The sequence below is a fragment of the Promicromonospora sp. CA-289599 genome, from assembly GCF_050936155.1.
GTDB lineage: Bacteria > Actinomycetota > Actinomycetes > Actinomycetales > Cellulomonadaceae > Promicromonospora.
The window spans coordinates 2,646,580-2,671,621 of the sequence record NZ_JBNJNI010000001.1 but is presented as its reverse complement, the minus strand read 5'-3'; the positions used below and the strand labels follow the sequence as shown (position 1 = coordinate 2,671,621).

General features: G+C 71.1%; 23 protein-coding genes. 9 read left to right on the top strand and 14 right to left on the bottom strand.

Features of this window, described 5'->3' with window-relative positions; genetic code table 11:
- Positions 1-420 precede the first annotated feature (420 nt).
- The 3 genes from ACQEVI_RS11880 (at position 421) to ACQEVI_RS11870 (ending at position 3,817) form a co-directional block, all read left to right on the top strand.
- On the top strand, positions 421-642 hold the full coding sequence (locus ACQEVI_RS11880) for a hypothetical protein (protein WP_116673088.1): 222 nt from the start codon (positions 421-423) through the stop codon (positions 640-642).
- Between the two features lie 126 nt (positions 643-768).
- Positions 769-2,229: an RNA polymerase sigma factor gene (locus ACQEVI_RS11875; protein ID WP_432898643.1), complete on the top strand. Its 1,461-nt coding sequence runs from the start codon at positions 769-771 to the stop codon at positions 2,227-2,229.
- A 199-nt stretch (positions 2,230-2,428) separates the two neighbouring features.
- Complete coding sequence (locus ACQEVI_RS11870; RefSeq protein WP_432898640.1) at positions 2,429-3,817, top strand: hypothetical protein; 1,389 nt, start codon at positions 2,429-2,431, stop codon at positions 3,815-3,817.
- A gap of 17 nt (positions 3,818-3,834) precedes the next feature.
- On the opposite strand, the gene rlmC is transcribed toward ACQEVI_RS11870, so the two are convergent.
- From rlmC to ACQEVI_RS11840, 6 genes are all read right to left on the bottom strand, one after another.
- Entirely contained in the window at positions 3,835-5,073 is a 1,239-nt protein-coding gene (gene rlmC / locus ACQEVI_RS11865; protein ID WP_432898637.1) for a 23S rRNA (uracil(747)-C(5))-methyltransferase RlmC, read from the bottom strand.
- A 55-nt stretch (positions 5,074-5,128) separates the two neighbouring features.
- A complete protein-coding gene (locus tag ACQEVI_RS11860; RefSeq protein WP_432898634.1) occupies positions 5,129-6,490 on the bottom strand; it encodes a M15 family metallopeptidase in 1,362 nt (453 codons plus the stop codon).
- Between the two features lie 33 nt (positions 6,491-6,523).
- Positions 6,524-7,144 (bottom strand): DinB family protein, encoded by a 621-nt coding sequence (locus tag ACQEVI_RS11855; RefSeq protein WP_432898631.1) that lies wholly within the window; start codon positions 7,142-7,144, stop codon positions 6,524-6,526.
- Between the two features lie 29 nt (positions 7,145-7,173).
- Positions 7,174-7,893 carry a DUF2306 domain-containing protein gene (locus ACQEVI_RS11850; RefSeq protein WP_432898629.1) on the bottom strand — a complete coding sequence of 240 codons (720 nt, stop codon included), beginning with the start codon at positions 7,891-7,893 and terminating at the stop codon, positions 7,174-7,176.
- A 63-nt stretch (positions 7,894-7,956) separates the two neighbouring features.
- A complete protein-coding gene (locus ACQEVI_RS11845; protein WP_432898626.1) occupies positions 7,957-8,712 on the bottom strand; it encodes an ABC transporter permease in 756 nt (251 codons plus the stop codon).
- A gap of 8 nt (positions 8,713-8,720) precedes the next feature.
- Positions 8,721-9,689, bottom strand: a complete 969-nt coding sequence (locus tag ACQEVI_RS11840) for an ATP-binding cassette domain-containing protein (protein WP_432898623.1) — start codon at positions 9,687-9,689, stop codon at positions 8,721-8,723.
- A 132-nt stretch (positions 9,690-9,821) separates the two neighbouring features.
- Here ACQEVI_RS11840 and ACQEVI_RS11835 point away from each other — a divergent pair, with 132 nt between their 5' ends.
- Together ACQEVI_RS11835 and ACQEVI_RS11830 are read left to right on the top strand one after the other, a co-directional pair.
- Positions 9,822-10,709: a TetR/AcrR family transcriptional regulator gene (locus ACQEVI_RS11835; protein WP_432898620.1), complete on the top strand. Its 888-nt coding sequence runs from the start codon at positions 9,822-9,824 to the stop codon at positions 10,707-10,709.
- A 135-nt stretch (positions 10,710-10,844) separates the two neighbouring features.
- Complete coding sequence (locus ACQEVI_RS11830; protein WP_432898617.1) at positions 10,845-11,462, top strand: DNA-3-methyladenine glycosylase I; 618 nt, start codon at positions 10,845-10,847, stop codon at positions 11,460-11,462.
- Positions 11,463-11,482: 20 nt separating this feature from the next.
- Here the strand turns inward: ACQEVI_RS11830 and ACQEVI_RS11825 are convergent, their stop codons facing one another.
- Both ACQEVI_RS11825 and ACQEVI_RS11820 read right to left on the bottom strand, forming a co-directional pair.
- Positions 11,483-12,355 (bottom strand): LLM class F420-dependent oxidoreductase, encoded by an 873-nt coding sequence (locus tag ACQEVI_RS11825; protein ID WP_432898614.1) that lies wholly within the window; start codon positions 12,353-12,355, stop codon positions 11,483-11,485.
- A gap of 30 nt (positions 12,356-12,385) precedes the next feature.
- Entirely contained in the window at positions 12,386-13,003 is a 618-nt protein-coding gene (locus tag ACQEVI_RS11820) for a TetR family transcriptional regulator (RefSeq protein ID WP_432898611.1), read from the bottom strand.
- A 108-nt stretch (positions 13,004-13,111) separates the two neighbouring features.
- On the opposite strand from ACQEVI_RS11820, the gene ACQEVI_RS11815 reads away from it, so the two are divergent.
- Complete coding sequence (locus ACQEVI_RS11815; protein WP_432898609.1) at positions 13,112-14,386, top strand: NYN domain-containing protein; 1,275 nt, start codon at positions 13,112-13,114, stop codon at positions 14,384-14,386.
- Here ACQEVI_RS11815 and ACQEVI_RS11810 read toward each other — a convergent pair.
- The 4 genes from ACQEVI_RS11810 to ACQEVI_RS11795 are packed head-to-tail and all read right to left on the bottom strand — an operon-like array spanning position 14,376 to position 18,762.
- Positions 14,376-15,452, bottom strand: coding sequence for an App1 family protein (locus tag ACQEVI_RS11810; protein WP_432898606.1), 1,077 nt, complete (start codon positions 15,450-15,452; stop codon positions 14,376-14,378). The genes ACQEVI_RS11815 and ACQEVI_RS11810 overlap by 11 nt on opposite strands.
- Before the next feature lie 16 nt (positions 15,453-15,468).
- Positions 15,469-16,380, bottom strand: coding sequence for a carbohydrate ABC transporter permease (locus ACQEVI_RS11805; protein ID WP_432898603.1), 912 nt, complete (start codon positions 16,378-16,380; stop codon positions 15,469-15,471).
- A 1-nt stretch (position 16,381) separates the two neighbouring features.
- A complete protein-coding gene (locus ACQEVI_RS11800) occupies positions 16,382-17,344 on the bottom strand; it encodes a carbohydrate ABC transporter permease (RefSeq protein WP_432898600.1) in 963 nt (320 codons plus the stop codon).
- 14 nt (positions 17,345-17,358) lie between these two features.
- Positions 17,359-18,762, bottom strand: coding sequence for an extracellular solute-binding protein (locus ACQEVI_RS11795; RefSeq protein WP_432898597.1), 1,404 nt, complete (start codon positions 18,760-18,762; stop codon positions 17,359-17,361).
- Between the two features lie 113 nt (positions 18,763-18,875).
- Between ACQEVI_RS11795 and ACQEVI_RS11790 the strand changes: the two genes are divergently transcribed.
- From ACQEVI_RS11790 to ACQEVI_RS11780, 3 genes are all read left to right on the top strand, one after another.
- On the top strand, positions 18,876-19,913 hold the full coding sequence (locus ACQEVI_RS11790) for a LacI family DNA-binding transcriptional regulator (protein ID WP_432898594.1): 1,038 nt from the start codon (positions 18,876-18,878) through the stop codon (positions 19,911-19,913).
- 141 nt (positions 19,914-20,054) lie between these two features.
- A complete protein-coding gene (locus ACQEVI_RS11785; RefSeq protein ID WP_432898591.1) occupies positions 20,055-21,938 on the top strand; it encodes a glycoside hydrolase family 2 protein in 1,884 nt (627 codons plus the stop codon).
- A gap of 99 nt (positions 21,939-22,037) precedes the next feature.
- Positions 22,038-22,682 carry a lysophospholipid acyltransferase family protein gene (locus ACQEVI_RS11780; RefSeq protein ID WP_432898588.1) on the top strand — a complete coding sequence of 215 codons (645 nt, stop codon included), beginning with the start codon at positions 22,038-22,040 and terminating at the stop codon, positions 22,680-22,682.
- 50 nt (positions 22,683-22,732) lie between these two features.
- On the opposite strand, the gene ACQEVI_RS11775 is transcribed toward ACQEVI_RS11780, so the two are convergent.
- Entirely contained in the window at positions 22,733-23,953 is a 1,221-nt protein-coding gene (locus tag ACQEVI_RS11775) for an N-acetylmuramoyl-L-alanine amidase (RefSeq protein ID WP_432898585.1), read from the bottom strand.
- Positions 23,954-24,068: 115 nt separating this feature from the next.
- Positions 24,069-25,013, bottom strand: coding sequence for a methylenetetrahydrofolate reductase (locus ACQEVI_RS11770; protein WP_432898582.1), 945 nt, complete (start codon positions 25,011-25,013; stop codon positions 24,069-24,071).
- Positions 25,014-25,042: the final 29 nt, after the last annotated feature.

Below are 25,042 nucleotides of genomic sequence, written 5' to 3'. Positions count from 1 at the left end.
CGCCGCCCCTGGTCACCCAGGGCACGAGCGCCGGCTCGGTCCGCCGCCAGCGAGGTCCGAGCCGGCGCTCGCGCCGTTGGACGAGAGCCATGGTCCGGTGTGCGGGGGGCGCGCTCCGAACCATGGCTCCCGTCCGACGCGTCGTAGCTCGGCCCGCCCCCAGCGAGGTCCGAACTTCGTCCGCGTCGCACCTAAGACGCGCGCACGCCCCGGAAGTCACAGCACTTCTCGAAGCCGTCGCATGTGGCCTGGATCACACGTCCTGCCGGAGGGCGACGCGCGACGTCCAGGCTGCCTGCTGACTGCTGTTTCGGGCGTCCGATTCGGCCGCATACAGGGCCCAAACGGATGTCTCGGGAGAAATCGAAGAAAAATCCCGGAAGTGCTGTGACATCTCCGCACCTCGAGCGTCTGGGCTGCATGGAACACACCGAGCACCCCGAACTCGTTCGTCTGGGCGCCCAATACCTGCGCGCGTACGCGGAGGGTGATGCCGTCAACCTCTACCGTCTCGCGGACGCCTGGGGGGCGAGCGACCTGATCGCCGCGACCTGTGAGGTCGCGCTGGCGGTCATCCACGCGACGTCGGGGCCGCAGGGCCTCGACGTCGTGTCGACCACGTTCGCGACCAACCGGAGGTGAGCACCGATGAACAGGACAGAGCCCGCGGCCGAAGATCCCGAACACTTGCGCGGAAACAGAGTTGTGGTGCGATCATTGGCCAGCGCAACAAATCCGGACACTATGCGCAGAGGGGGGCAAGAGCGCGTGACCACGACTGGTGACCTGCGGATTGACGACTGGGTGGTGCACCGCTCCAACGTCGTGCGCTCGGTCGCCGCACGCGTACCCGGCATCGACGCCGAGGAAGCCGCCAGCCGGGCCCTGGAAAAAATGGTCCGCCTCGCCTCCACCGGCACCACCATCGACGACCCCGCCCCCTACTGGCGACGCGCCGCGGTCAACGAAGCAATCAGCATGACCCGCGAAGCCGGACGCGCCCACGTGGTCGAGGACGACACCCTCGACCGCCTCACACCCCCCGTCGCCGGAGCAGAGCTCGACGCCGAACGCCACGCCGACGTCACCATGCTCCGCACCGCACTGTCCGACCTCGCCGACGACGACCGCAACCTCCTCCTCGAACGTCACGTCCACGACCGCGCGGTCGCCGACATCGCCACCACTCTCGGCGTGCGCCCCCACGCCGTCACCATGCGCCTGCGCCGCGCCGAAGAACGCCTCGCCGGCGCCTTCGCCGCCGCCCACGCCCAAGACGTCAACGAACCCGAGTGCCGCACCACCCGCGCCGCCATGCACGACTACCTCAAAGGACGCCTCCTGCCCCGCCGCCAACGGCGCCTGGAGGTCCACATGGACGGCTGCGCCGAGTGCACCCGCGCGTTCGTCGACGTCCGCGAGGTGTCCTGGATGCTCCGCGACCTCGGACAACACCTCATCGCAGGCGGCTGGGTCGGCGGAGCCGTCGCCGGTGCCGGTGCAGCCGGTGCCAGTGGTGCGCGCCCGCGCTCGTTCGGCAAGAAGGAGACCGCCGTCGCCGCCGGGGTCCTGGCCGCGCTGGCGATCGGCGGTGGCGCCGCGGCGCTGATCGCCAGCCAGGCCGACAAGCCGCCGATCCAGGCGATCGAGGACGCCGGAGCCGCCGCGGGTGACGGCGGTGCGGGCGGCGGTGGTGCTGGTGGCGGTGCCGACGGTAGCGGTGGCGCGCCGAGCTCTCCTGAGCGACCCACGCAGGAGCGACCGCCGTCGATCCCGCCCGCCGACCCGCAGCCGCGCCCGGCCACGACACCCAAGGAAGACGCAGCCCCTGCACCGGAGCAGCAGGTTGCCGATTCCCAGCCTGTGAACAACCCGCCGGCCTCGGCACCCGAACCGGCACCGGACAGCGGCACGGACCGGCCCGACCCGGTGAAGCCTCCGACCCAGCCCGAGCCGGAAGAGCCCACCGAGCCACCGAACCCTCCCGAGCCGACAGACCCGCCTGATCCTCCGGACCCGCCCGACCCCCCGGACCCGCCGGACCCCCCGGTGACCGCCGGCCCCGGCGCGGCACTGGACGCCCTGCTCCTCAGCCTGGGTCTCTCCGACCTGCCCGGGATCGACCTTGCCACGACCACGCTGGACGAGATCTGGGCACTGTTCTTCGGCACGGTCGCCGGAAACGCCGGCCAGGCCGTCGACGACGCTGGGTCAGCGGTAGGGAACTGATGGCGATGCGGGCCTCATACCTGGCCCGCATCCCCTCAGCGCTGTGCGAACGCACAGCATTGCTGGGCGACAGCCCAAGATCGACGGCCGACGCCGTCCGCGTCTTCCCTGCGCGTGCGTTCTTTGCGAGCATGCACGACCGAGGTTTCGTGGAACGTGATGGCACGCGGCGCGCTGTCGTGTGCGGAAGGGAGTCGGCGTGACGGTCACCAGCGCGGACCTCAGCCAGTGGGCGGCGCACCGTCGTGCTGTCGTCTTCACGGTCTCGCGACGGGTACCCGGTATCGACCCCGAGCTGGCGGCGAGCCGCGGGCTCGAGCTGCTGTGCGTGGAGCTCATGAGACAGGGCGGCATCTCCGATCCCGTCGCCTTCTGGAGCGCCGCAGCCGTGGACGCCGCGCAGGAGATGGCACACGAGGACCGCTCTCCGGACGAGCAGACCTCGCGCGCGGAAACCCTCAGCGCACCGGTCCGTCGCGCTCTGGACTTCGAGGTGCTGACCACGGCGATGGAGCGGCTGCCCGCCGGTGATCAACAGCTTCTCTGGGACCACCACGTGGCGTCCCGTCCGGTCGCCGCGATAGCCGACGAGATAGGCGTGCTGCCCTACGCCGCCAAGCGCCGACTCCGACGTGCCGAGAACCGGCTCGCGAGCAGCTTCGCCGAGACGCATACCGGCGCAGCCGACAACGCCGAGTGTGAGTCCACCAGGGCCTCTATGCACGACTTCGTGCGGAACCGTCTCCTGCCGGGCCGCCGGCAGAAGGTCGAGGACCACATGGTCCAGTGCTCGGGTTGTACCAGGGCCTTCGTCGACGTCCGGGAGTCGTACTGGATGCTGCGGGCCGCCGCACCGGTTCTCCTGCTCGGAGCGGCGACCGCGGCGGAGACGGGCACGGCGTTGGCGGCCGCGGGTGTGACCGGAGCCGGGCTGGGCGGCGGGCTCGCCACCCTGGGTACCCGTGTGGTCCTGACCGTTCGCAGCGCGCTGACCGATCCGGTGAGCCTGACGGCGACCGTGGCCAGCGGACTCTTCCTCACCACTGCCGTCACGACGGGAGTGGTGGGCGGACTCGATGGCGCGCCTGATCTCCTCGAGACCGGGACCGTCTCCGTCTCGACGGAGGAGGCTGCGAGAACAGCGGTTCGGGGGGCGACGCCGACCTCCCGGGCGGCGGACCCGACGAACCTTCCCGAGCCGACGCGTTCGATCGTGCCGGAGCTGGCGGAAGGCAGCGAGCTACCCCAGGGCCTCACGAAGGAGACCGAGCTGCCGCCCGGCCTCGCGAAGCAGGACGACGTGCCGCCCGACCAGGCTGACGACCCCGACGGCTCGGACAGCCCCGACACGCCGGATGCCACCACCCCACCGAGCGAGACCGGGAACGGCAATACTCCACCCGGCCTCGCGAAGAAGGGCGGGGTCCCGCCGGGCCAAGCCAAGAAGGACCAGGTCCCACCCGGCCAGGCCAAGAAGGACGAGACTCCGCCGGGCCAAGCCAAGAAAGACGAGACTCCGCCAGGCCAGGCCAAGAAGGACCAGGTCCCACCGGGCCAGGCCAAGAAGGATGACACCTCGCCCGGCTGAGCAGGTGGGACGACGGATCAGGCCCGTTCCAGGAGGACCAGCACCTCGTAGTGCGAGGTCTGCGGGAACATGTCGAGCAGGCGCGCCCGCACCGGCCGGAGCGACGGCATCGCGGCGAGGTCCCTGGCGAGCGTCGTCGCGTTGCAGCTCGAGTACAGGACGTGCTCGATCCCCGAAGCCTCCAGCCACTGCGCCAGGTCCGCGCCGATACCTCGCCGCGGCGGGTTGACGATCACCATCTCGGGCAGCTCGGGGGCCTCCGGCCCGATCGCGAACGCCGTCGCGTCCCCCGCGGCGAACGTGACGTCACGGAAGCGCGCCGCCCCCGCGCCGTCGCGCAGCTTCTCCACGGTGCCCGACGCCGCGGCCACCGCCTCCGCACTGATCTCGATACCCGTGACGACGCGCCCCGGCGCGGCGCAGTGCAGCGCGAAGCCACCCACACCGCAGTACAGGTCCCAGACGCTGCGCGGGTTCAGCTCGGAGACCCAGGCACTGGCCTGCCGGTAGAGCTCGGTCGCGACCGCGGTGTTCGTCTGGAAGAAGCTCTGCGGGCGTAGATCGAGCGTGATGTCGTCGATGCGCATCGGGAGGGTGGTGCGCTCGGTGAGCGGGATCTCGAGGTCGCCCTCCAGCACCGCGGCGTGCGCCGGCTGGATGTTCGCCGAAGCCACGGCCAGTGCCGGAAGATCCGCCTGCAGCGAGGCCAGGTGCTTGCGGATCCGAGCGATCGCCTCCTGGGAGCGCAGCACGAACCGCACCATGAGCTCGCCGTCGGGCGACAGCGTCACCAGCAGGTACTTGAGCTCGCCGCGCTGCTGCGCGCGCTTGCCGACGCCCGAGACCTGGTACGGCTCCAGGTTCGCACGCGTGACGAAGGCGGCAAGGGGAGCGAACGAGGCGTGCAGGGCGTCCGGGTAGAGCCCGCAGTCCGTGAGGTCGACACCGTGGCCGGCCCGGTCGAGGATGCCCAGGACGGGCTCCGCGACGGTGCCGCTCACCACCATCTTCGCCTTGTTGCGGAAGGCCGACTCCGCGCTCCGGACCGGGGGCAGCCAGGTCAGGGCCGAACCTGTGGACAAGTCTGTGGACAAGGCTGTCGAGCCAGCTGTGGACCTGTCTGCCGACTTGTCTGCCAGGACGGGGGCGAGGAGCGCGGCGACGTGCCGCTCCTTGTCGAGCACCTGGGTGGGGTAGTCGATCTCCAGGAGGGTGCAGGAGTGGCAGCGGCCGGCGTCGTAGTGGGGGCACTGCACAGCTCCATTATCCAACCCGTACGCAAACGCCCTGATCAGCGCCGACGCACCGCCGTCAGCCCGCGTACTCGAAGTGCCACGGCTCCTCGCGGCCACCGCCCGCACGTGCCCACTCGGGGTGGTGCCAGCCGACCTCGGGGCCGTTGGCGGCGAGCCAGGCGTACTCGGGCCGGCCGAAGCGGAAGCCGTCGTCCACCGGCACGTCTACCGCCAGCGCCAGGCCGTGGTTCGAGGTTCCCGGCGCCGCCACCTGCCCGCCGCCGAACTCGTCGAGCGCCTGGAGCTGCCAGTCGTAGGGCCGGTAGCCGTACTCCACACGCAGCGGCTTGCCGAACTCCGCCTCGAACCGAGCGCCGAGCTTCTTCCAGGCCTCGGCCGCGTCGCAGCGCAGGTACTGGTCCTGCCCCTCGGGTCCGACCCCGACCTTGCACAGCTTGTCCACGTCGAGCCGTCCGTTGGAGCCGTCGGCAACCGTCGCGCGCGCATCCCAGGCCGCCGCCTCGATCGCTGCCCGCGCTGCCTCGCGCCGCTCGCCGAGCGCCTGGACGGAGCGCAGGTCGTTCAGGTTCGCCCCGGCCGCGAGCGCCGCCTTGCCCTCGGCACGATGGGTCATGAGGGTCTTGCGGACGGCGGCCGGGGCGCCGGTCTCGGCGGTCCAGGTCAGGGTGTACTCGGAGTCGCGCACCGAGATCTCGAGCTGCGCGGTGACCGAGGTGAGCGTGGCCTTCGCCGTCTTGAGCCGGCCGGCGGCCTTCTGCGCGCGTTCCGCCTCCGCGGTGGCCTTGGCCCGCGCGTCCTTGCGGTCCTGCTGCCACTGCCGGTTCGACGCCTGTACGTCCTCGGTCGCCGCGACAAGGGTGGTCGCGGTCGTGCGCACGGTGGTCGCCCACTCGGTCGCCTCGGCCTCCAGCGCGTCGATGTCCTCGGTCGCGTCGAGGGCTGCGGTGCCGGGCACGGCCGGCGGCCGCATCCCGCCGAGCTCCTTGGCTGCCGCGATGTGGCCCATGAGGTCGTCGCGGACGTCGGCGTCGGCCACCTTGCCGCGGGAGGCCGCGAGGACCTCTTCCGCCGTCGCGATCTGCTGGGCCAGGCCCTCCTGGGCCGCGCGCCCTTCGTCGACTGCTTGCACGATGTCGGCGCGCGCGTCGGCCAGCTGCGCCCGCTCACGCTCGTTGCCGACGTGGACGAGCGCGAACACGATGCTGGCCACCAGCGCGACCGCCGCTGCGATCAGGAAGACGACCAGCGGTCGCATCGATCCGCCGTCCGACGGGGCACGGTCCCTGCCGGGCGTCATGACCTGGTGCTGGGTCTCGTCCGGTACCTCGGCAGTCGTGCCCTGAGGCGGGCTCGACGCGACGGCGGCGGGGTCGAGTGGCGGTCCGGCGGGTGCGGGCGGCTCCGCAGTGAGGGGCATGGCCCGAAGTTTGGCGAATCTATGGCCGGGACGCTAATTCCCGGCGCGCTCCGCGAGGTTCTTGAGCTTGTCGATGTAGTCCGCGAGCTCTTCGGCCTTCCAGTCGGGGACGTTGGTGTTGCCGTCGCGCAGCCCCACGGTTCGGTCGGTGAGCTCACGCAGGATGTCGGCGTGGCCGGCGTGCCGGGCGGTCTCGTCGGTGATGTGCACGATGAGGCGGAACAGCGTGACCTCGCCGGACCGCCACCAGGGCACGTGCCCGACCGTGTCGAGCGGGAGCGTGTCGATCGCCTCGTCGGTGAACGCGCAGGCCCGCCGGTAGAGGTCGGTGATCGAGGCGATCGACTCGTCTGCCGTCGCGTACCAGTCTGCCTGCGGGTCCTCGTCGAACACCGCGTCGGGGACTATCTCGTCAGGGGTCGGCCACTCGCGCCCGAGGCACTGCCCGAAGTAGCCGATCTCGACGTTGGCACAGTGCTTGACGATGCCCAGCAGGTTGTTGCCGGAGGACACCAGGGGCCAGCGGGCCTGCTTCTCGGTGAGGCCCTCCAGCTTCCACAGGAGGGCCGCACGGGACTCGCCGAGGTACTTCTTCAGGATCTGCTTCTGTTCCAGCTCGCCCGAGCCGATCGCGCTGCCAGTCGTCTGTGCCATGGGGACAGTGTGTCCCCAGGCACCGACACTCACCGAACCTTTTGCGCCCGGCCGCGCTTCTTCGGCGTCCGGTGGATCCACCACTCGGCGAACATGAGGTTGACGATCCAGGACACCCACGCGGATGCGATCGCAGCGCCCTCGATCTCGGGTGCGCCGAATCCGATCTCCGGGTCGGTGAGCGCCCCCGGGACGTAGAGGGCGATGAGCACCGTGGCCCAGAACCGGTTGGCCACGATCGAGAAGGCCAGTGCGGTGCTCCGGATCATCCACTCCCGGTGGTCGCCGAACCGGCGCTGCCGTACCGCGCGGTAGCCGAGCAGGGTGGTCGCCAGGAGCAGGACGCTCAGGAGCGTGTTCGCGACCTGCTGCGCGACACCCGCACTCGGAAACTGGGCGGTCACCAGGGCGCCGGTGCCGGTCACGAGCGCCGACGCCACGTAGACCCTGCCGCTCCACCGGTGCACCCGCGGGTGGTGGGCCCGCAGCCACGGCCAGAGCTGCAGCACGGCCGCGCTCAGCATCACCGAGCCCGCGAGGATGTGGGTCACGAGCGCCGGGTAGAACACCGGGCCGCGGTCGGTGGGGACCAGGGAGAGCGAGGGGTCCAGGCCCACGTAGCGCGGCAGCGTGCTCACCAGGAACAGCGCGGTGACGACGGCCAGCGGCGCGATCCAGGGACGCCGCCACCAGCGCACCTTCCGTGGCGTGCGGGCGGGAGCCGGCGCGGTGGTCGTGTCTGTTGCCATGGCCTTACCTGCTTTCGTCGGAGCCGGATTTCGTCAGGTCGGAAGGTCAGGACGTGCGCCAGGTCAGCGCCGGGCACGGAACGCCAGGCCGGCCGCCACCGCGAAGAGCAGGCCGAGCCCCAGGCACCAGCCGACGGCGAGCATCGCGACGCCCGTCGGGTCCGCGGACGACGCGACGTCACCCGAGAGCAGGCTGCGCACCGTCTCGATCACCGGGGTCACCGGTTGGTGCTCCGCGAAGCCGCGCAGCCAGGACGGCAGCGTGTCGACCGGTACGAAGGCGCTCGACACGTAGGGCAGGAACATCACGAAGAACGAGAAGCCGCCGGCGGCGTCGGGCGACCGCACGAGCACACCGACGAGGGCGGCGAGCCAGGTGATCCAGCCGACGAAGAGCAGGATCATGCCCACCGCGGCGAGCCATTCCAGGGCCGAGGCCTCGGGCCGGAAGCCCAGCGCCATCGACACCCCGAACACGATGGCGGTGGTGACCAGGTTCTTCACGAGGCTCGCGACCACGTGACCCGACAGCACCGTCCAGGCGGTCATGGGCATCGACCTGAGCCGGTCCACCATGCCGCTCGACATGTCGCTCTCCACGGCCAGGGCGGTGTTCGCCGCGCCGAACCCGGCGGCCAGCAGGATCACGCCCGGCGTCACGTAGTTGATGTAGTCGGTGCCGATGTTGACGGCGCCACCGAAGACGAGCACGAACATCAGGAGGATGATCACGGGCAGCACGACCGCCGTGATCAAGGCGTCCACGTCCCGCGAGACGAGGCGCAGGCTGCGCGTCGCCATGGTGGAGACGTCGCTCACCAAGTGCGTCATACCGCCGCCCCCGTCGCTCGCGCCGAGCTCTCCTTGCCGACGTGCCCGGTCAGGGTGAGGAAGACGTCGTCGAGGCTGGGCACCCGCACCTCCCAGTGCTCCGGTGTCGCTCCCGTGGCCTCGACCGCGGCGAGCACTGCCCGCACGTGCCCGACCGAGCCGTCGGTGGGCACGCGCACCCGCATGCCGTCGACGGTCGCGACCCCGAGCGCGGGGGCCACCCGGCCGACGTCGGACGGCGTGGCGAACGTCAGCTCGACGCCCGCCTCGCCGACCTGGCTCTTGAGCTGAGCGGGGGTGCCGTCGGCGACGATCCGGCCGCCGTCGACGAGCGCCACCCGCTGCGCGAGCCGGTCCGCCTCCTCCAGGTACTGGGTGGTGAGGAACACGCTGGTGCCTTCGTCGACCACGTCGCGGACGACGTCCCACAGCGCCTGCCGTGACCTCGGGTCGAGGCCCGTGGTGGGCTCGTCGAGGAACATGACGCGGGGCCGGGTCAGCAGGCCCGCCGCCAGGTCGAGCCGACGACGCATGCCGCCGGACCAGGTGCCGACCTGCCGGTGCGCCGCGTCCGACAGGTCGAACGCCGTGAGCAGCTCCGCCACGCGGTCGCGCACGACCCGGCGCGGAAGGTGCGCGAGGCGCCCCATCATCGTGAGGTTCTCGGCACCCGACTGCTTGTCGTCGACGGCCACCTGCTGCCCCGTGAGGCTGATGACCTCACGGACCCGGCGCGCGTCCCGGGCCACGTCGAACCCGGCGACCGTCGCCCGGCCCGCGTCGGGCCGCAGCAGCGTCGCCAGGATGCGGACCGTGGTGGTCTTGCCCGCACCGTTGGGGCCCAGCAGCGCGAGCACCTGCCCCTCCTCGAGCTCCAGGTCGAGCCCGTCCAGCACCGGCGGGCTCGACGAGCCGCGTCTCGCGAAGGACTTGTGCAGCCCTTCGGCCGTCACGATCGCTGTCATCTGTCTCTCTCCTCCGGGGCGGCAGGCAGTTACTGTGTATGCTCTACGCGCTTTAGTGTGGGGCGTAAACAGTATGTGGTCAAGAGAGTTTCGGATCGGCTCGCGCGGCTGATCAGGGCAGGATGGGATCCGATGAGCACCGACACCACGCCCGAACCCGCCGGGCAGCCGCAGGTACCGCCCGGACAGCCGGACGGCACCGGTGCGACGCGCGAGCTGCCCGCGGTCGTGCAGCGGCTGTGGGGCGCTACGGCACCCCGCCGGCGCGGGCCCAGGCCCGCACTCTCCGCCGCGCAGATCGTGCAGGCCGCACTGGACCTGGCCGACGCCGAGGGCCTCGCCGCCGTCTCGATGGCCCGGATCGCGGACGCCGTCGGCTATACGCCCATGGCCCTGTACCGGCACGTCTCCGGCAAGGAGGAGCTGCTGGTCCTGATGGCCGACGCCGTGGCCGCCGAGCTGCCCGACATCCCGGCCGGCATCGGCTGGCGGGCCGGGCTCGAACGCTGGACGCGCGCCCAGATCGAGCTGGGGATCGCCCGCCCGTGGATGCTCGAGCTGCCGCTGTCCGCCGCGCCACCGGGGCCGAACCGGGTGCGCTGGATCGACCAGGCCTTCGGCGTCATGCGCCCGATCGAGCTTCCCGCCGACGCGAAGCTGGCGGTCGTCGGGCTGCTCGCGCAGCACGTCCTCGGCGAGTCGCGCGTCCACATCGAGTCCCGGCGTGCGGCGGTCCAGCAGGTGGTCCGGGAGTCCGGGCTGCCCGACGGGACCCCGGAGTCCGAGCTGGATCCCGCCGCGATCGACGCGGCCAACCCGTACGCCGACTTCGAGACCGTCCTCTCCAGGTACGCCGACCCCACGACGTACCCGAACCTCTTCGAGGCGTTCGCGACCTGGCCGGACAACTCCATGACCGCGCACTCCGAGGACGACATCGCCTTCGGCATCTCTGTGGTGCTCGACGGCGTGGAGGCCTTCCTGCGGCGGTGCGGCGCGCTGCCCGACGACGGGTCATGAGCCCCTCCGCCCGGCGCCACAACGCTTCTGGCACGACCACAGGCAGCGGTTTTCGGACGTCGTGCACAGGTGAGCGACCAGAGCGTGTGGACCGTCAGTGGCGTGAGTCAGAGTGGTGCCGTGACAAGTGATCCCATGACAGAAGGCAAGACGGCGGCGCCGGGTGCGGCGCTGCGCTGCTTCGGTGACGGCGACCCGCTCTACGAGGCGTACCACGACGACGAGTGGGGCCGGCCCGTGCACGGCGAGCAGGCCCTGCTGGAGCGCATCGCCCTGGAAGGCTTCCAGTCCGGGCTCTCCTGGATCACCGTGCTGCGCAAACGTCCGGCGTTCCGGGAGGTCTTCGAGGGGTTCGACCCGGAGAAGGTGGCGGCCTTCGGCTCCGACGACGTCGAACGGCTGCTCACCGACGCCCGCATCATCCGGAACCGGATGAAGATCGAGGCCACCATCGACAACGCGCGGGCGGTCATCGCCCTGCACGACTCCGGCCGTACCCTCGACGAGCTGTTCTGGTCCTTCGCCCCCGAGCCGGGCGCCCGCGAGCGCCCGGCCACCTTCGGCGACATCCCGGGCTGGACCGACGAGTCGAAGGCCATGAGCAAGGCGATGAAGAAGCAGGGGTTCCGGTTCATCGGCCCGACGACCGCTTACGCGGCGATGCAGGCCTGCGGGCTCGTGGACGACCACGTGGCCACCTGCCCGGCGGTGCTCGGGCGGGGCCGGATCCTCGCGCCGGGTGAGGTCAGCTGAGCGTGGTGGTCAGCTGAACGTCATAGCTCGGCGCACGGCTCCACCACCGGGAGGACCGCGTCGCGGACCCACTCGGCGAGGGAGGTCGCCGGTGGGCGCAGGATCACCGTGTCCACCCCGTGCCGGGCGAAGCCACGCATCTCCTCGACGAACGCCCCTGTGTCACCGGGGCCGATCGGTGCACCGCGGTGCAGCATCGTGACGCGGATGTCGGCGGGGTCACGGCCGACGTCGTCACAGTGCCGGTGCAGCACGTCCAGCAGGTGGCGAAGCCGCTCGGGCGTCTCGGCGAACAGGTTGCACGCGTCCGCGTACTGGGCGACGAGCCGGAGCGTCCGCTTCTCCCCGGAGCCGCCGATCATGATCTCCGGGCCGGACAGCGGCGCGGGCGAGCACAGGGTCTCGGCGAGCTGGTAGTGCTTGCCCTCGAAGGGGCCGTCGTTGTCCGGGTCGTACATCTGGCGCGCGATCCGGACCGTCTCCTCGAGCATCTCGAAGCGGTCCTTGAGCCGCGGGAACGGGACCCCGAGGGCCGCGTGCTCCTTGTCGTACCAGGCAGCGCCGATGCCGAACGTGGCGCGGCCGCCCGAGACCACGTCGAGCGACGCGACGATCTTGGCCAGCAGGCCGGGGTAGCGGTACGTCACGCCGGTCACCAGCGCACCGAGCTGAACCTTCTCGGTGACCCCCGCGAGATAGCCGAGGGTCGTGTACGCCTCCAGCATCGGGTCCGACGCCGGAAAACCCTGGTGCTCCATCTGGAAGTAGTGGTCCATCACGGAGACCCACGTGACGCCACCGTCGTCCGCGTACCGGGCGGCGTCCGCCAGCTCGGTACGCATCCGGGCGGGCTCCATCGAGTCGAAACGCATGAAGTGGGTGCCGATTCGCATGCCTCGATCCTCCTCCGCCGACGCGTGACGTCAAGCGCGGGAGCCGGTGAGCTCTCCCGCGCGCCCGAGGATCCGGGCGACGAACCAGGTGATCGAGTCGGCGGTCTTGCGCGGTGTCGCCGTCGGCTGCATGACGTGGCTCAGAGCGGACCGCACCACCATGTCGATGATCGCCGTGATCCGTTCCGGCTCCAGGTCGATCTCGTACTGGTCGACCCGGTCCTGCACCACGACCATCAGCGTGCCGAGCAGCGGCTCCGAGTGGGTGGTGAACAAGGGCAGCAGCTCGGTGTCCGCGCCGTGCGTCGCCGAGACCACCGCACGCAGCAACGCGTTGCCCTCGGCGAGCACCAGCGTGTTCTCCACGGCCGCGTGGATCGCTGACAGGAGGTCGTCCGGGTGATTCTCGAAGCCCTCGACGATCGTGAAGATGAACTTCGCCGACTCGGTGAGCACCATCGCCTCGGCCAGGTCCTCGCGGCTGCCGACCGCGTTGTACACGGTCTGCCTGCTCACGCCCGCCTCGCCCGCGAGACGGCCCATCGTCACCTTCGACCACCCGTCGGCACAGGTGAGGCGCACCGCAGCGGCGATGATGCGACTCCGGCTGGAGATCGGATCCTCGTGGTCGGCGGTCACCTCGGCCATGTGGTCGATAGTAGGGAACGAGCGACTCCCGGGCCGGGACAGCGGCGCTCGACACGGCATATTTCACCCTTTCGCTCGGTAGCCTGGAAACCCCCTAGAGTGGCGAGCATGGACCTCGAAGAACGCCTTGCAGTCTTCATCGACTACGAGAACCTGGCGCTGGGCGCCAGGGAGCACCTGGGCGGGATGCAGTTCGACTTCGGCCCGATCGCCGACGCCCTCGCCGTGCGCGGCCGCGTCGTCGCGCGCCGGGCCTATGCCGACTGGTCGTACTTCGACGAGGACCGCCGCATGCTGACGCGGCACCAGGTCGAGCTGATCGAGATGACCCAGCGGATGGGCGCCTCCCGCAAGAACGCGGCCGACATCAAGATGGTGGTCGACGCCATCGAGATGGCCTTCGAGCGCGACTACATCTCGACGTTCGTGATGTGCACGGGGGACAGCGACTTCTCGCCGCTCGTCCACAAGCTGCGTGAGCTGAACAAGCGCGTCATCGGCGTCGGCGTCGAGAAGTCGACGTCGCGGCTGCTGCCCGCCGCCTGCGACGAGTTCCTCTTCTACGACCGCCTCGAAGGCGTGGAGGTACCCGACGAGGACCAGGGCGCCCCTGCCCCGAAGCGCGGTTCCCGCTCGCGTCGGCCGGCCGCCGCGCCGGACCGCGCCGCCGCTGCCAGCGCCCCCGCCACCACGCAGAAGGCCCCCACGACCTCGCGGCGCGCGAAGGCCGCAGAAGCGGTTGCCGAGGCCGTCGCCGAGGCCTCCACGCCCGACGTCGTCGCCGAGCCCGAGGCGAAGCCCGCCACCCGCCGCCGCAAGAAGGCCGACCCCGCACCCGCACCCGTCGAGGTCGCGCCCGAGGCCGAGGTGGAGAACGACGTCAGCGAGCACGAGGAGGAGGTCCCGGCATCGAGCGACGCGCCCATGGAGGTACGTGTGGCGCAGACCCTCGCCGACCTGCAGTCCTCGACGAGCGGCGCCGTGACGGCGTCCGCCCTGAAGCGCACGCTGCTGCGCAAGGACCCGACGTTCAGCGAGTCCGACTACGGGTTCCGTACGTTCGGCGAGTTCCTGCGGTTCCTCGCCGACCGCGGGTTCGTCGAGCTCGCGGCGGGCCCGTCGACGGGTGACCCCGAGGTCTCGCTGCCCGAGCAGGGCGACACCGATGCGGCGTTCGTGCTGCTGCGTGACGTGGTGCGGGAGTCGAGCGGCTCGGCCGCGCTGTCCGGGCTGAAGAACGCCGTGCGCAAGAAGCGTCCCGACTTCTCGGAGAAGGCGCTCGGCTTCCGCGGGTTCCTGCAGTTCGCGAAGGCCGCGGAGGCCGCCGGCGCCGTGTCCCTCGCCTGGGACGACGACGCGGACGACTACCTCGTCACCGCCTAGGACCGAGCACACCTGGGATCGCGGCCAGCTGGCGGGTCAGCTCGGCCCCGTCCCGCCCGTGGACGGTCGGCACCGGACGCACCTCGAGGTCGGCGGCCCGGGTGCCGCCGTCCGGGATGTTCCCGGCGAGGACCTGCTGTCCGCCGGTGAGCTGCCGGATCGCGACCGCGAGCACCTGATCGGGACGCCGGTCCACGGCCTCCGCGTAGATCTGCGGGTCGTGCTGACCGTCGTCGCCGATGAGCAGCCACCGCACGTGCGGGAACCACGACATCAGGTGCTCGAGGCTCGCCTCCTTGTGGGCAGGTCCGCTCCGGAACCATCCGGTGAGGGTCGGTCCCCAGTCGGTCAGGAGCAGCGGTCCGCGCGGGTAGGCGTGCCGCGAGAGAAAGGCACGCAGCGTGTTCGCGGTGTTCCACGCGCCGGTCGACAGGTAGAAGAAGGCGTCGTCCGGGTGCGCCTGCTGCAGGGTCCGGTACAGCTCGGGCATGCCGGGTACGGCTCGCCGTCCGCTGGAGTGCCGCACGAACGTGTTCCACGCCGCGAGCAGCGGCCGTGGCACCGCGGTGACCATCGTCGTGTCGTCCATGTCGCTGATGACGCCGAACTCGGTCCGCTCGTCGAGCACCCGGATCAACGCCTCGGCCTCCCACGGGTCGGTCTCGTCGAGCACCGTCAGGATCGCGGAGTGCCACCCGGCCGACAGCGGGGCGTCGGTGGGCAGCTCGACGTCGATGTAGCCGGCGCGGTCGCTCGTCACTTCGGAGACGTGGTCACCGACCTGGAGCCGCACGCGGCGGTGCGGCACCGGGACGGTCAGGAAGTGGCGGAACCCGCGCCGGCCGGCGCGGAGCGCCTCGAGGTCCGGGGCGGCGGGACGCGGCCGGGAGAGCAGCACGCGGGCAAGCACCCGCACCTGGTCCGGCGTGCCGTAGCCGCTGTAGGTCTCGAGGCGGGGGTGCCAGCCGGCGCGACGGAGCACCCACCCCGCTGCGGCGTAGAAGTGGTCCTCCACCACCGCGGCGAGGTGCGGGCGCTGTGAGGGGTGCGGGGTAGGAGTGGCCACACCCGATTGTCGCTTGTTACTGCCCACCCATGCCCGTGGTCGCGACACCCTGGACGATGCGGCGCTGGAAGAGCATGAACACGATGAGCAGCGGCAACGCAGCGATCATCGCGGAGGCCATGTTCTGCGCGTACTGCACACCGTAGGCGTCCTTCACCGTGGACAGGCCGACGGGCAGGGTCATGAACTGCGGGTCGGTCGTGATGATGAAGGGCCACAGGAAGTTGTTCCACGCACCGATGAACACGAAGATCGCGACCGCCACCAGGATCGACCGCGAGAGCGGCAGCACGATGGTCCAGAACAGCCGCCACGAGCCCGCGCCGTCGATCCGGGCGGCGTCGAGCAGCTCCTGCGGGATCGCGTCGAAGAAACGCTTGAGGATGAACACCATCACGGGAGCGACCACCTGCGGCAGGACGATGCCGGCGACCGTGTCCACGAGCCCCAGGACCTGCATCTCCCGGAACAGCGGCACGATGAGGATCTGCCCGGGCATCATGATCGCCGCGAGGGTCAGCCACTGCATGAGCGCCCGGCCCCTGAACAGGGTCTGCGAGAACGCGTAGGCCGCCATCGCGGAGATGAGCACGGTGAGCGCCGTGACCAGCACGGCGACCACCAGGCTGTTCCACATCCACAGCAGCAGGTCGCTGTTGCCGAGCACCTTCTGGTAGGCGTCGAGCGTCCAGCCCGTGGTGGGCAGCAACGACGCGGGGAGCGCTGCCTCGGCCTCGTGCTTGAAGCTGGTGACGGCGCCCCAGACGATGGGCACGAGCCAGGCTCCGGCCAGCACGACGAGCGCGGCGAGCGCCCCGGCGCGCGCCCAGGGCGACGGGCCGATGGTCAGTCTGGTCAGAGCCCGGTTCTCGGCCCGCTCCTGCAGTGCCTTCGTCCGGCGGACCTCGGTGATGTCGGTGACGGCCATCTCAGGCCTCCTTCCGGGCCGGCAGCAGCCGCACCAGCGTGAAGACAAGGATCAGGGCGAAGAACACGTAGGAGATCGCCGAGGCGTAGCCGAGCCGGTAGTTGGTGAAGCCGGTGTCGTAGATGTACTCCAGGATCGGCCGCGTGCTGCCGTTGGGCCCGCCCTGGGTGAGCAGGTAGATCTGGTCGAACACCTTGAGCGAGGCGAGGAGCTGCAGCACCACGATGACGCCCGTGATCGTGCGCAGCTGGGGCAGCGTGATGGAGAACAGCCGGCGCCAGCCGCCCGCGCCGTCGATCGTCGCTGCCTCGTACTGCTGCGCCGGGATGCCCTGCAGCGCCGCCAGGTAGAGCAGGAAGTTGAAGCCGACGGTCCACCACACGGTGACCCCGGCGATGGAGAACATGGCTACGTTCTCGTCGGTGAGCCAGCCGAGGGGATCCAGGCCCAGGCCGGTGATCCAGGTGTCGAGCAGGCCGATGTCGGGCTGGAACATCCAGTTGCTCAGGTGCCAGACGACGGCGCTGGTCAGCAGGTAGGGCGCGAAGAACGACATGCGCCACACCCACTGGCCGGGCAGTCCGGTGTGCACGAGCAGCGCCATGACCAGGGCCACGAGCACCAGGGGCACCGTGCTGAGGATCGTGAACCACACGGTGTGCCACAGCGTCTGCCACACCTGGGGGTCGCCGAACGCCTCCACGTAGTTGGCGAAGCCGATGAACTCGCTCCCGGCGCCCGTGAGGCTCTGGTTGGTGAAGCTCATCCACAGGCCGTAGAGCGTCGGCACCACGAGGAAGAGGCCGGTGGCGACGGCGAACGGCGCGACGAACAGGTACCCGGACCTGTCGCGCTCGCGCATGGGCTTGCGGGGGGTCCCGGCGGCCGTGCCGGAACGTCTCGCGGGGGTGTCTGGCGCTGCCGGCCCCGCGGGCGCGGTGACGCCGGTCTTCGAGACAGTCATCGTCGTCCTCTCGATCAGGCGGGGTTGGGCAGGGCGAGGAACCGGTCCATCTCGCTCAGCATCCGGGTCACGGCGGTACGCGGCGGTGCCGTGCCCGCGAGGGTGTCCGTCATCGCGTCGGCCATGCGGACCTGGAAGTCGCTGCCGCCGCCGGTGAACCAGGCGTCGGGGTCGAAGACGGCGATCTCGGCCGCGGGTGCGTAGTCGCGCTGCGGCGTGAGCTCCTGGTACGCGGGCTCCTCGACGATGGGCTGGTAGGCGGGGATGTGCCCCGCCGAGGCCCAGGTCAGGCCCTCCTTGAGGAGGCCGGCGAGGACGCGGTAGGTCGCCTCGCGCCCGGCGGGGTCGGGCTGTCCCTGCCGGGGCAGCACGAACGCGTGGGAGTCGGCGTAGTTGGCCGGCGTGTCGAAGATCGCCGGGAACTGCGTGGCCCCGACGTCGGGCAGTGCGTCGCGGAACATCGGCAGGTCCCACTCGCCGGCGAACATCATGCCCGTGCGCTGTGCCATGAAGCGGGCGGCTGCGGCGTTGCCGTCCTGGTTCTTCGCGGCGACCGTGCCGTCGACCATCTCCTGCAGGAACTCGAAGACCTCCGCGGCGGCCTCCTCGTCGAGCGCCGCGGGGCGGCCGGGCGTGAGCTCGTACTCGCCGCCGTTCTGCGAGTAGAGGCCCCAGAACATGCGCCAGCATCCGGCGGGGTCGCGCTGGTAGCCCCAGCCGACGCCGGTCTCGCCCGTGACCTCGGCCATCGCACGGCCTGCTGCGAGGAAGGCGTCCGCGCCGGTGACGGCGTCCAGGTCGAGCTTGCCGTCCGTTCGCGCGAGGCCCGCGTCCTTGACGATCGTCGGGTTGTGGAACGTGATGTACGGGTGCGTGTCCAGCGGCAGCGCGTAGAGCTGCCCGTCGTACTGGGCCTTCTGCCAGACGGCGGGAGCGAAGTGCTCCTCACGCACCCCGAGCTGCGCGAGCGCGTCCAGGTCGAACGGCTCCAGGAGCCCGCCCGGTGCGTACCCGGCCAGCCGGGACATGTGCATGACGGCGGCCTCCGGCGGCCGTCCGCCCGACGACGCCATCGCCAGCTTGGTGTAGTAGGGCGGCCCCCAGGCCAGCGTCGTCGACTCGACGGCGATGTCCGGGTTCGCGGACGCGACCGCACCCACCATCTCCTGCATGAGCGCGCCGTCACCGCCCGAGAACAGGTCCCAGATCATGACCGGCGTCCGGCCCGCACCGACCGCGCCTGGTGCGGCGCAGCCCGCGAGCGCCCCGCCCAGCGCGACACCGCCGGCGCCGACCAGCGCCGCGCGAAGCAGGTCACGGCGGCTCAGGCCGCCGGAGCTCTCGGCACGACTGCGGGTTCTTGACGCGAGCGCTGAGCTTTCCCGCCCTGGGGCGCCACGTCCTCGTAGCACGGTCATCGTCGACCTCCAATGGTGCAACGTTGCGATCCAACGTTGGATCACGATGGACTAGGCCGAGCGTCCCGTCAAGGGGCAACGGGTCGGCAACGGGTGCGGAAGGAAGTGATGGGTTGTCGGAGCAAGTGGGTCGCCGCGTCGGCATCAAGGAGGTCGCTGCTGCTGCGGGCGTCTCCTGGAAAACTGTCTCCAACGTTGTGAACGACACGGGACGCGTCGGTGACGCGACCCGGGCCCGGGTGGAGGCCGTGATCGCCGAGCTGGGCTACCGGCCCAACCTCGCCGGACGCCAGCTGCGGCGGGGCCGCACCAACACGCTCGCGCTCGCCGTGCCGTGGGTGCACGCGCCGTACTTCGCGGTGCTCGCCCACGAGGTGATCGAGGTCGGCAGCTCCCGCGGGTACCGCGTGCTCATCGAGGAGACGAGGTCCTCGCGCGACACCGAGCTCGAGGTGGCACGCGGCTTCGACGTCCAGGCGATCGACGGCATCATCTTCTCGCCGCTGGAGCTACCTCCTGCCGAGATCGACGAGGTGCGCGGTCCCGTACCCCTGGTGCTCCTGGGCGAGCGGGCCGACCCGGATCCCACCCGCGCGCGCCGGACGGACCATGTCAGCATCGACAACGTGGACGCCGCAGCCCAGGTCACGAAGCATCTGCTGGACTCAGGACGGCGCAGGCTCGGGTTCCTCGGCGCCGAACCGCCCGGCGCCGGACGCACCGGCGCGCAGCGCGTCCAGGGTTTCCTCGACGCCCACGCCGCCGCGGGCATCGAGGTCGACGAGCGCTGGGTGCTCCAGTGCCCTCAGTTCTCGCGGCCGGCGGGCGCGGAGACCATCGAGCAGGTGCTGCCCCGGATCGGCCAGATCGACGGGCTGGTGTGCGCCAACGACGAGCTGGCCCTGGGCGCGCTCTATGCGTTGCGCCGCAACGGGGTGCGGGTCCCTGCCGACCTCGCCGTCACGGGGTGGGACAACACCGAGGACGGCCGGTACTCGAACCCCTCGCTGACGACCGTGGCGCCGGACCTGCGCGCGATAGCGGAGACGGCAGTGGACCGGATCCTCGCGCAGCTCGAGAACGCCGCCGTCGAGCCGGTCGACGCGCTGGTGCCGCACCGCCTGCTGGTCCGGGAGAGCAGTCGCGACTGAGCCCCGAGCAGCCCTCGCACGGCCCTGGCTGGGGGCGGTGCGAGGGCTCGGCAAGAACCACCGAGTTGATACAACGTTGCATTTCGGTCGGATGCGGTGTTGAATCGCCGCGCACCTGTCGTAGACGCAACGGAGCAGCTGATGACCTTCCTCGACCGCTTCTCGCCTGCCGGCGAACCAACGGCCACCGCCGTACCGCGCCCCGAGTATCCCCGCCCGCAGATGGCCCGCGACCGCTGGCTCAACCTCAACGGCACGTGGCAGTTCGAGGTCGACCCCGGCGACTCCGGGCTCGAGCGCGGCCTCGTCGAACGTGCGCTCCAAGGCGAGATCGTCGTCCCGTTCGCACCTGAGTCGCAGCTCTCCGGCATCGAGAACACCGACTTCCTCGAGGCGGTCTGGTACCGCCGCGAGGTCACCGTCCCCGCGGAGTGGGCCGCCGTGGGCGACGACCCGCACGTCCTGCTGCACTTCGGTGCCGTCGACCACGACACCACCGTGTGGGTCGAGGGCACCGAGGTGGTGCGGCACCGCGGCGGGTTCACCCCGTTCACGGCCGACCTGCACGGCATCGCGAGCCCCGGGGACACGGTCACCGTCGTCGTGCGGGCCCGCGACACCCGGCACGGGCCGCAGGCCCGCGGCAAGCAGAGCAACCGCTACGCGAACTTCGAGTGCAACTACACCCGGACCACGGGCATCTGGCAGACGGTGTGGCTGGAGCCGGTCCCGGCCGCGCACCTGCGCCGCCCGCGCATCACGCCCGACCTGGCCAGCACGGCGTTCGACGTCGTGGTGCCGCTGTCGGCCAACCGGCGCGGCCACACCGTCACCGCCACCGTGACCGACGCGGACGGCGAGGTCGCGACCGCCACCGCGCGCGCCGACCTCGACCTGGCGCCCGCGCTGCGCGTCGTCGTCCCCGCGGACCGCGTACGCACCTGGGGTCCGGGCGACCCCCACCTGTACGGGATCGACGTCGAGCTGCGCGACGCCGACGGCGCCGTCGTCGACTCCGTGCGCTCCTACGGCGGCCTGCGCTCCGTGTCCATCGACGGGCAGGCCGTGCGGATCAACGGCGAGGCGGTGTTCCAGCGGCTCGTGCTCGACCAGGGCTACTGGCCCGAGTCGCTCATGACCGCGCCGTCGGACGCCGCGCTCGCCCGCGACATCGAGCTGGGCCTGGCGGCCGGGTTCAACGGCGCGCGCCTGCACCAGAAGGTCTTCGAGGAGCGCTACCTGTTCCACGCCGACCGGCTCGGCTACCTGGTCTGGGGCGAGTTCGGCGACTGGGGCGTCAGCGGCCACGGCACGCCCGCCGACGGCCAGCGGCCGACGACGTCGTTCGTCGCCGAGTGGATGGAGGCGCTGCAGCGCGACCACTCCCACCCGTCGATCATCGGCTGGTGCCCGCTCAACGAGACGCACCAGGACCTGCACGACCGCATCACGCAGCTCGACGACGTCACCCGGGCGATGTGGCTCGCCACCAAGGTGGCCGACCCGTCCCGGCCCGTGCTGGACGCCAGCGGCTACTCGCACCGCGTCCTCGAGACCGACGTCTGGGACTCGCACCTGTACGAGCAGGAGCCGGAGAAGTTCGCGGAGCTCGTGGGCAACCTCGCCGAGGGGCAGCCGTACGAGAACACGCGGGACGACGGCACCAAGATGTCGGTGCCGTACCGGGGTCAGCCGTACTTCGTCAGCGAGTACGGCGGCATCTGGTGGAACCCGGACGTGGCCGCGACCGCGTCGGGCAGCTCGCCCGACTCCTGGGGCTACGGCCAGCGGGTCGCGGACGAGGAGGAGTTCCACGCCCGGTTCCGCGGGCTCACGGAGGCGCTGCTCGGCGACCCGCGAATGTTCGCCTACTGCTACACACAGCTCACCGACGTGTTCCAGGAGGAGAACGGGATCTACCGGTTCGACCGCGGCGAGAAGCTCGACGTCGCGCGCGTGCGGGAGGTGCAGGCCCAGGTGGCGGCCGTGGAGGCGGCGGAGAACGCCGAGGCGACAGTCAGCTAGACGTGGTGGCCGGAGACGGGGTTCTTGTGGGTCCCTTTAGTCTTTTTCACCACATATCACCCCGTCCACAGGTTCGCTTGGGGGGTGCACAATAGGCCGGTGACGTACCGGTTCCTCAAGCTCATCCTCTCGCTCCTCGTGCTAGTGCTTCTGCGCCCGCGCGTCACTGGCCTGCAGAACATCCCGAAGCGCGGCGCCGTGATCCTGGCGAGCAACCATCTGTCGTTCATCGACTCGCTGCTCATCCCGATCATGGCGCCGCGCCACGTCGCGTTCCTGGCCAAGGCCGAGTACTGGACCGGCAAGGGGATCAAGGGGCGCCTCTCCCGCTGGTTCTTCACCAAGATGGGCGACATCCCGGTGCAGCGGGACGACCCGCGCGCCGGCCAGCGCTCCCTCGAGGACGCGCTCGCCGTCCTGCAGCGCGGCGGCGCATTCGGCATCTACCCCGAGGGCACGCGCTCGCGCGACGGCAAGCTGCACAAGGGGCACACCGGCGTCGCCTGGCTGGCTCTGACCGGCAAGGCGCCCGTCGTGCCCGTGGCCCTGCTCGGGACGGACAAGGTGAAGCCCATCGGCAAGATGCCGCGGTTCGCCCGGGTGGAGCTGCACTTCGGCGTGCCTATCGACCCGTCCCGCCAGATCGCGGCGGGCACCAAGCCCGCCCAGGCCCGCCGCGAGCTGACGGAGCAGGTCATGCAGTCCATCCAGGCGATGAGCGGCCAGGAACGCGCGGACGACTGACGTGTCAGACGTACAGGTCACCTGGGTGACCTGTACGTCTGACACCGGAGCTAGAGGCGCGTGATGCGGATGGCGTCCGCGATCACGTACGCCGTGCCCTGCGTCCAGCGGCTGACGGCCACCACCGTGCGGGTGCCCGCCGTCATGGCGTACGTACCGAGCGAGAGCCAGGCGCCGCCGCCCGTGGACTGGTCCACCCTGATGGTCGACGAGCCGGTCCCCGTGTAGACGATGAACGGCGTGGACGTGTTGTAGCCCGCGATGCCCGGGAACCACGCCTCCACCCGGTACGAACCGTTGGACGGGATCGTCGCCGAGAACGTCGCCAGGTCGCTCACCTCGGCAGGCGTCGCGTAGCGGTAGCTCGCGCCGTAACGCTCGGCCGAGTAGGACGACGTCAGCCATGACCCACCCGCCGCGAATCCCGACGACGTGTTGTCGACGATGACCGACCAGCTGGAGCCCGCCAGGGCCGCCGCAACCTCCGACCGGAGCTGCGGCAGCATCGAGTACAGGACGTCACCCGGGCAGGCCGTCGCGGTGTAGTCCCGGTGCCCGTAGATCTGGGTCGGCGCGATCCCGTACTGATCACAGATGTAGGCGCACAGCTCGACCAGGCGGCTCCAGAGCTGCGCCGGCGGAGTGGCGCTCGTGTACGTGCCCTGGTTCTCGATGCCGATGGCCTGGCTGTTCTGCCCCGGCGCGTGTGCACCCACCACCGTTCCGCTGCCGCTCTGGAGCCGGGCAAGCGACCCGCGCCGGCCTTCCATCACGTAACCGCCGCGGCTCAGCGTGAGGTGCTGGCCGGTGTCGACCCAGCCGTTGTCGAAGTGCCACTGCTGGATGTCGCGGGCGATCTGGTAGCCGGCGGCCTGCGAGTAGTCGGTGACGTTCGCCGACGCCGTGTGGTGGATCAGGATCTTGTTCGGGTTGGTCGAGACCGGCTCGATGGTGCCCCGGGGAGCGGCCGCGCCCCAGGTGCCACAGCTGGCGATGACCGGCGCGGCGACCTCCACCCCGGCCTGGGCCCCGGGAGGGGCGTCGGCCGGCGCCTCCGGGTCGGGCGCCAGGGACTGCGAGGGTTCGCCGACTCGCGCCGGGGCGGTGCCGACAGGACCGACGACGGCGGGAGCAGCGACCGCGGGTGCCGCGATCGTCGCGCCCGCGGCACCGATGCCGAGGACGACGGCGCTGCGCAGCAGGTCGCGCCGTCCGAGCGAAGCGTGGCTGTCTTGGTTGTGGTCGGTGGCGCTGTGATCGTGATCGTGCACGGTGGTGCCTCCACGGGTTCGGTCGCTGGGGGTACGGGCCGATTTCATCCGTAGTATCGGCCGACCTGGCAACCCCTCGGTACATCACATCGGGTCCATACGCCCAAGCGATACCTCAGGCCGCTGCGCGGCCTGTCAGGCCTATGCGGTCCAGGAGGTCCAGGGCCGGGCGGTGCTTGTTGAACGTGTACACGTGCACGCCGGGGGCACCGGCGTCGAGCACGTCGCGCGCGAGCGTCGTGGAGTACTGGAGGCCGCGCTCGTGCTGGGCCTCGGGGTCGACGTCGCCGCCGGGCCCCGTGAGCCGGTCGAGCTCCCGCAGGAGGTCGGCCGGCGCGGCGACGCCCGTGAGCTCCTCGACGCGGCGCAGGCGACGGGCCTCCGTGGCGGGCAGGATCCCGGCGAGGATCGGGATGGTCACCCCCGCCGCGCGAGCCGACTCGACGAACCCGGTGTAGGACTCGGCCCGGTAGAAGAACTGGGTGATCGCGAAGCTCGCACCGGCCTCCTGCTTCTCCAGGAGCCGCCGCACCTCCTGCTCGCGGGTGGTACCGGCCCCGGGATTGCCGTCCGGGAACGTCGCGACGGCGATGGTGAGCGGGCGGGCGGCGGACCGCAGGGCGGTGCTGGCGTCCGCCGCGCAACGACGTTCGTCCACCTGCCGCAGCAGCCGGACCAGGTCGATGCTCGAACGCACGTCGTCGTCCGCGGGACGCCAGTCGGGCTCGTCGCGCGGCGGGTCCCCCCGCAGCGCGAGGAACGACCGCACGCCGGCGTCGAGGAACTCGTCGATCACCTCGGACACGTCCTCGCGGGACGCCCCCACGCAGGTCAGGTGGGCCACCGGAAGCACAGGCGTGCCCCTGAGCAGCGTGGCGAGCACCTCGCGCGACGTCGCCCGGTCACCGCCCGCGGCGCCGTACGTGACGGACACGAAGTCGGGGCGGGCCGCCACGAGCCGCTGCGCCGTCTCCCAGAAGTTCGGTGCGGCGTCGGGCCTGCGCGGTGGCATGAGCTCGAACGAGACCGTGGGGCGGTGCGGGTGTACCTCGGCGACCATGGCTGCTCCATCGAACCTGGCGTGAGCAC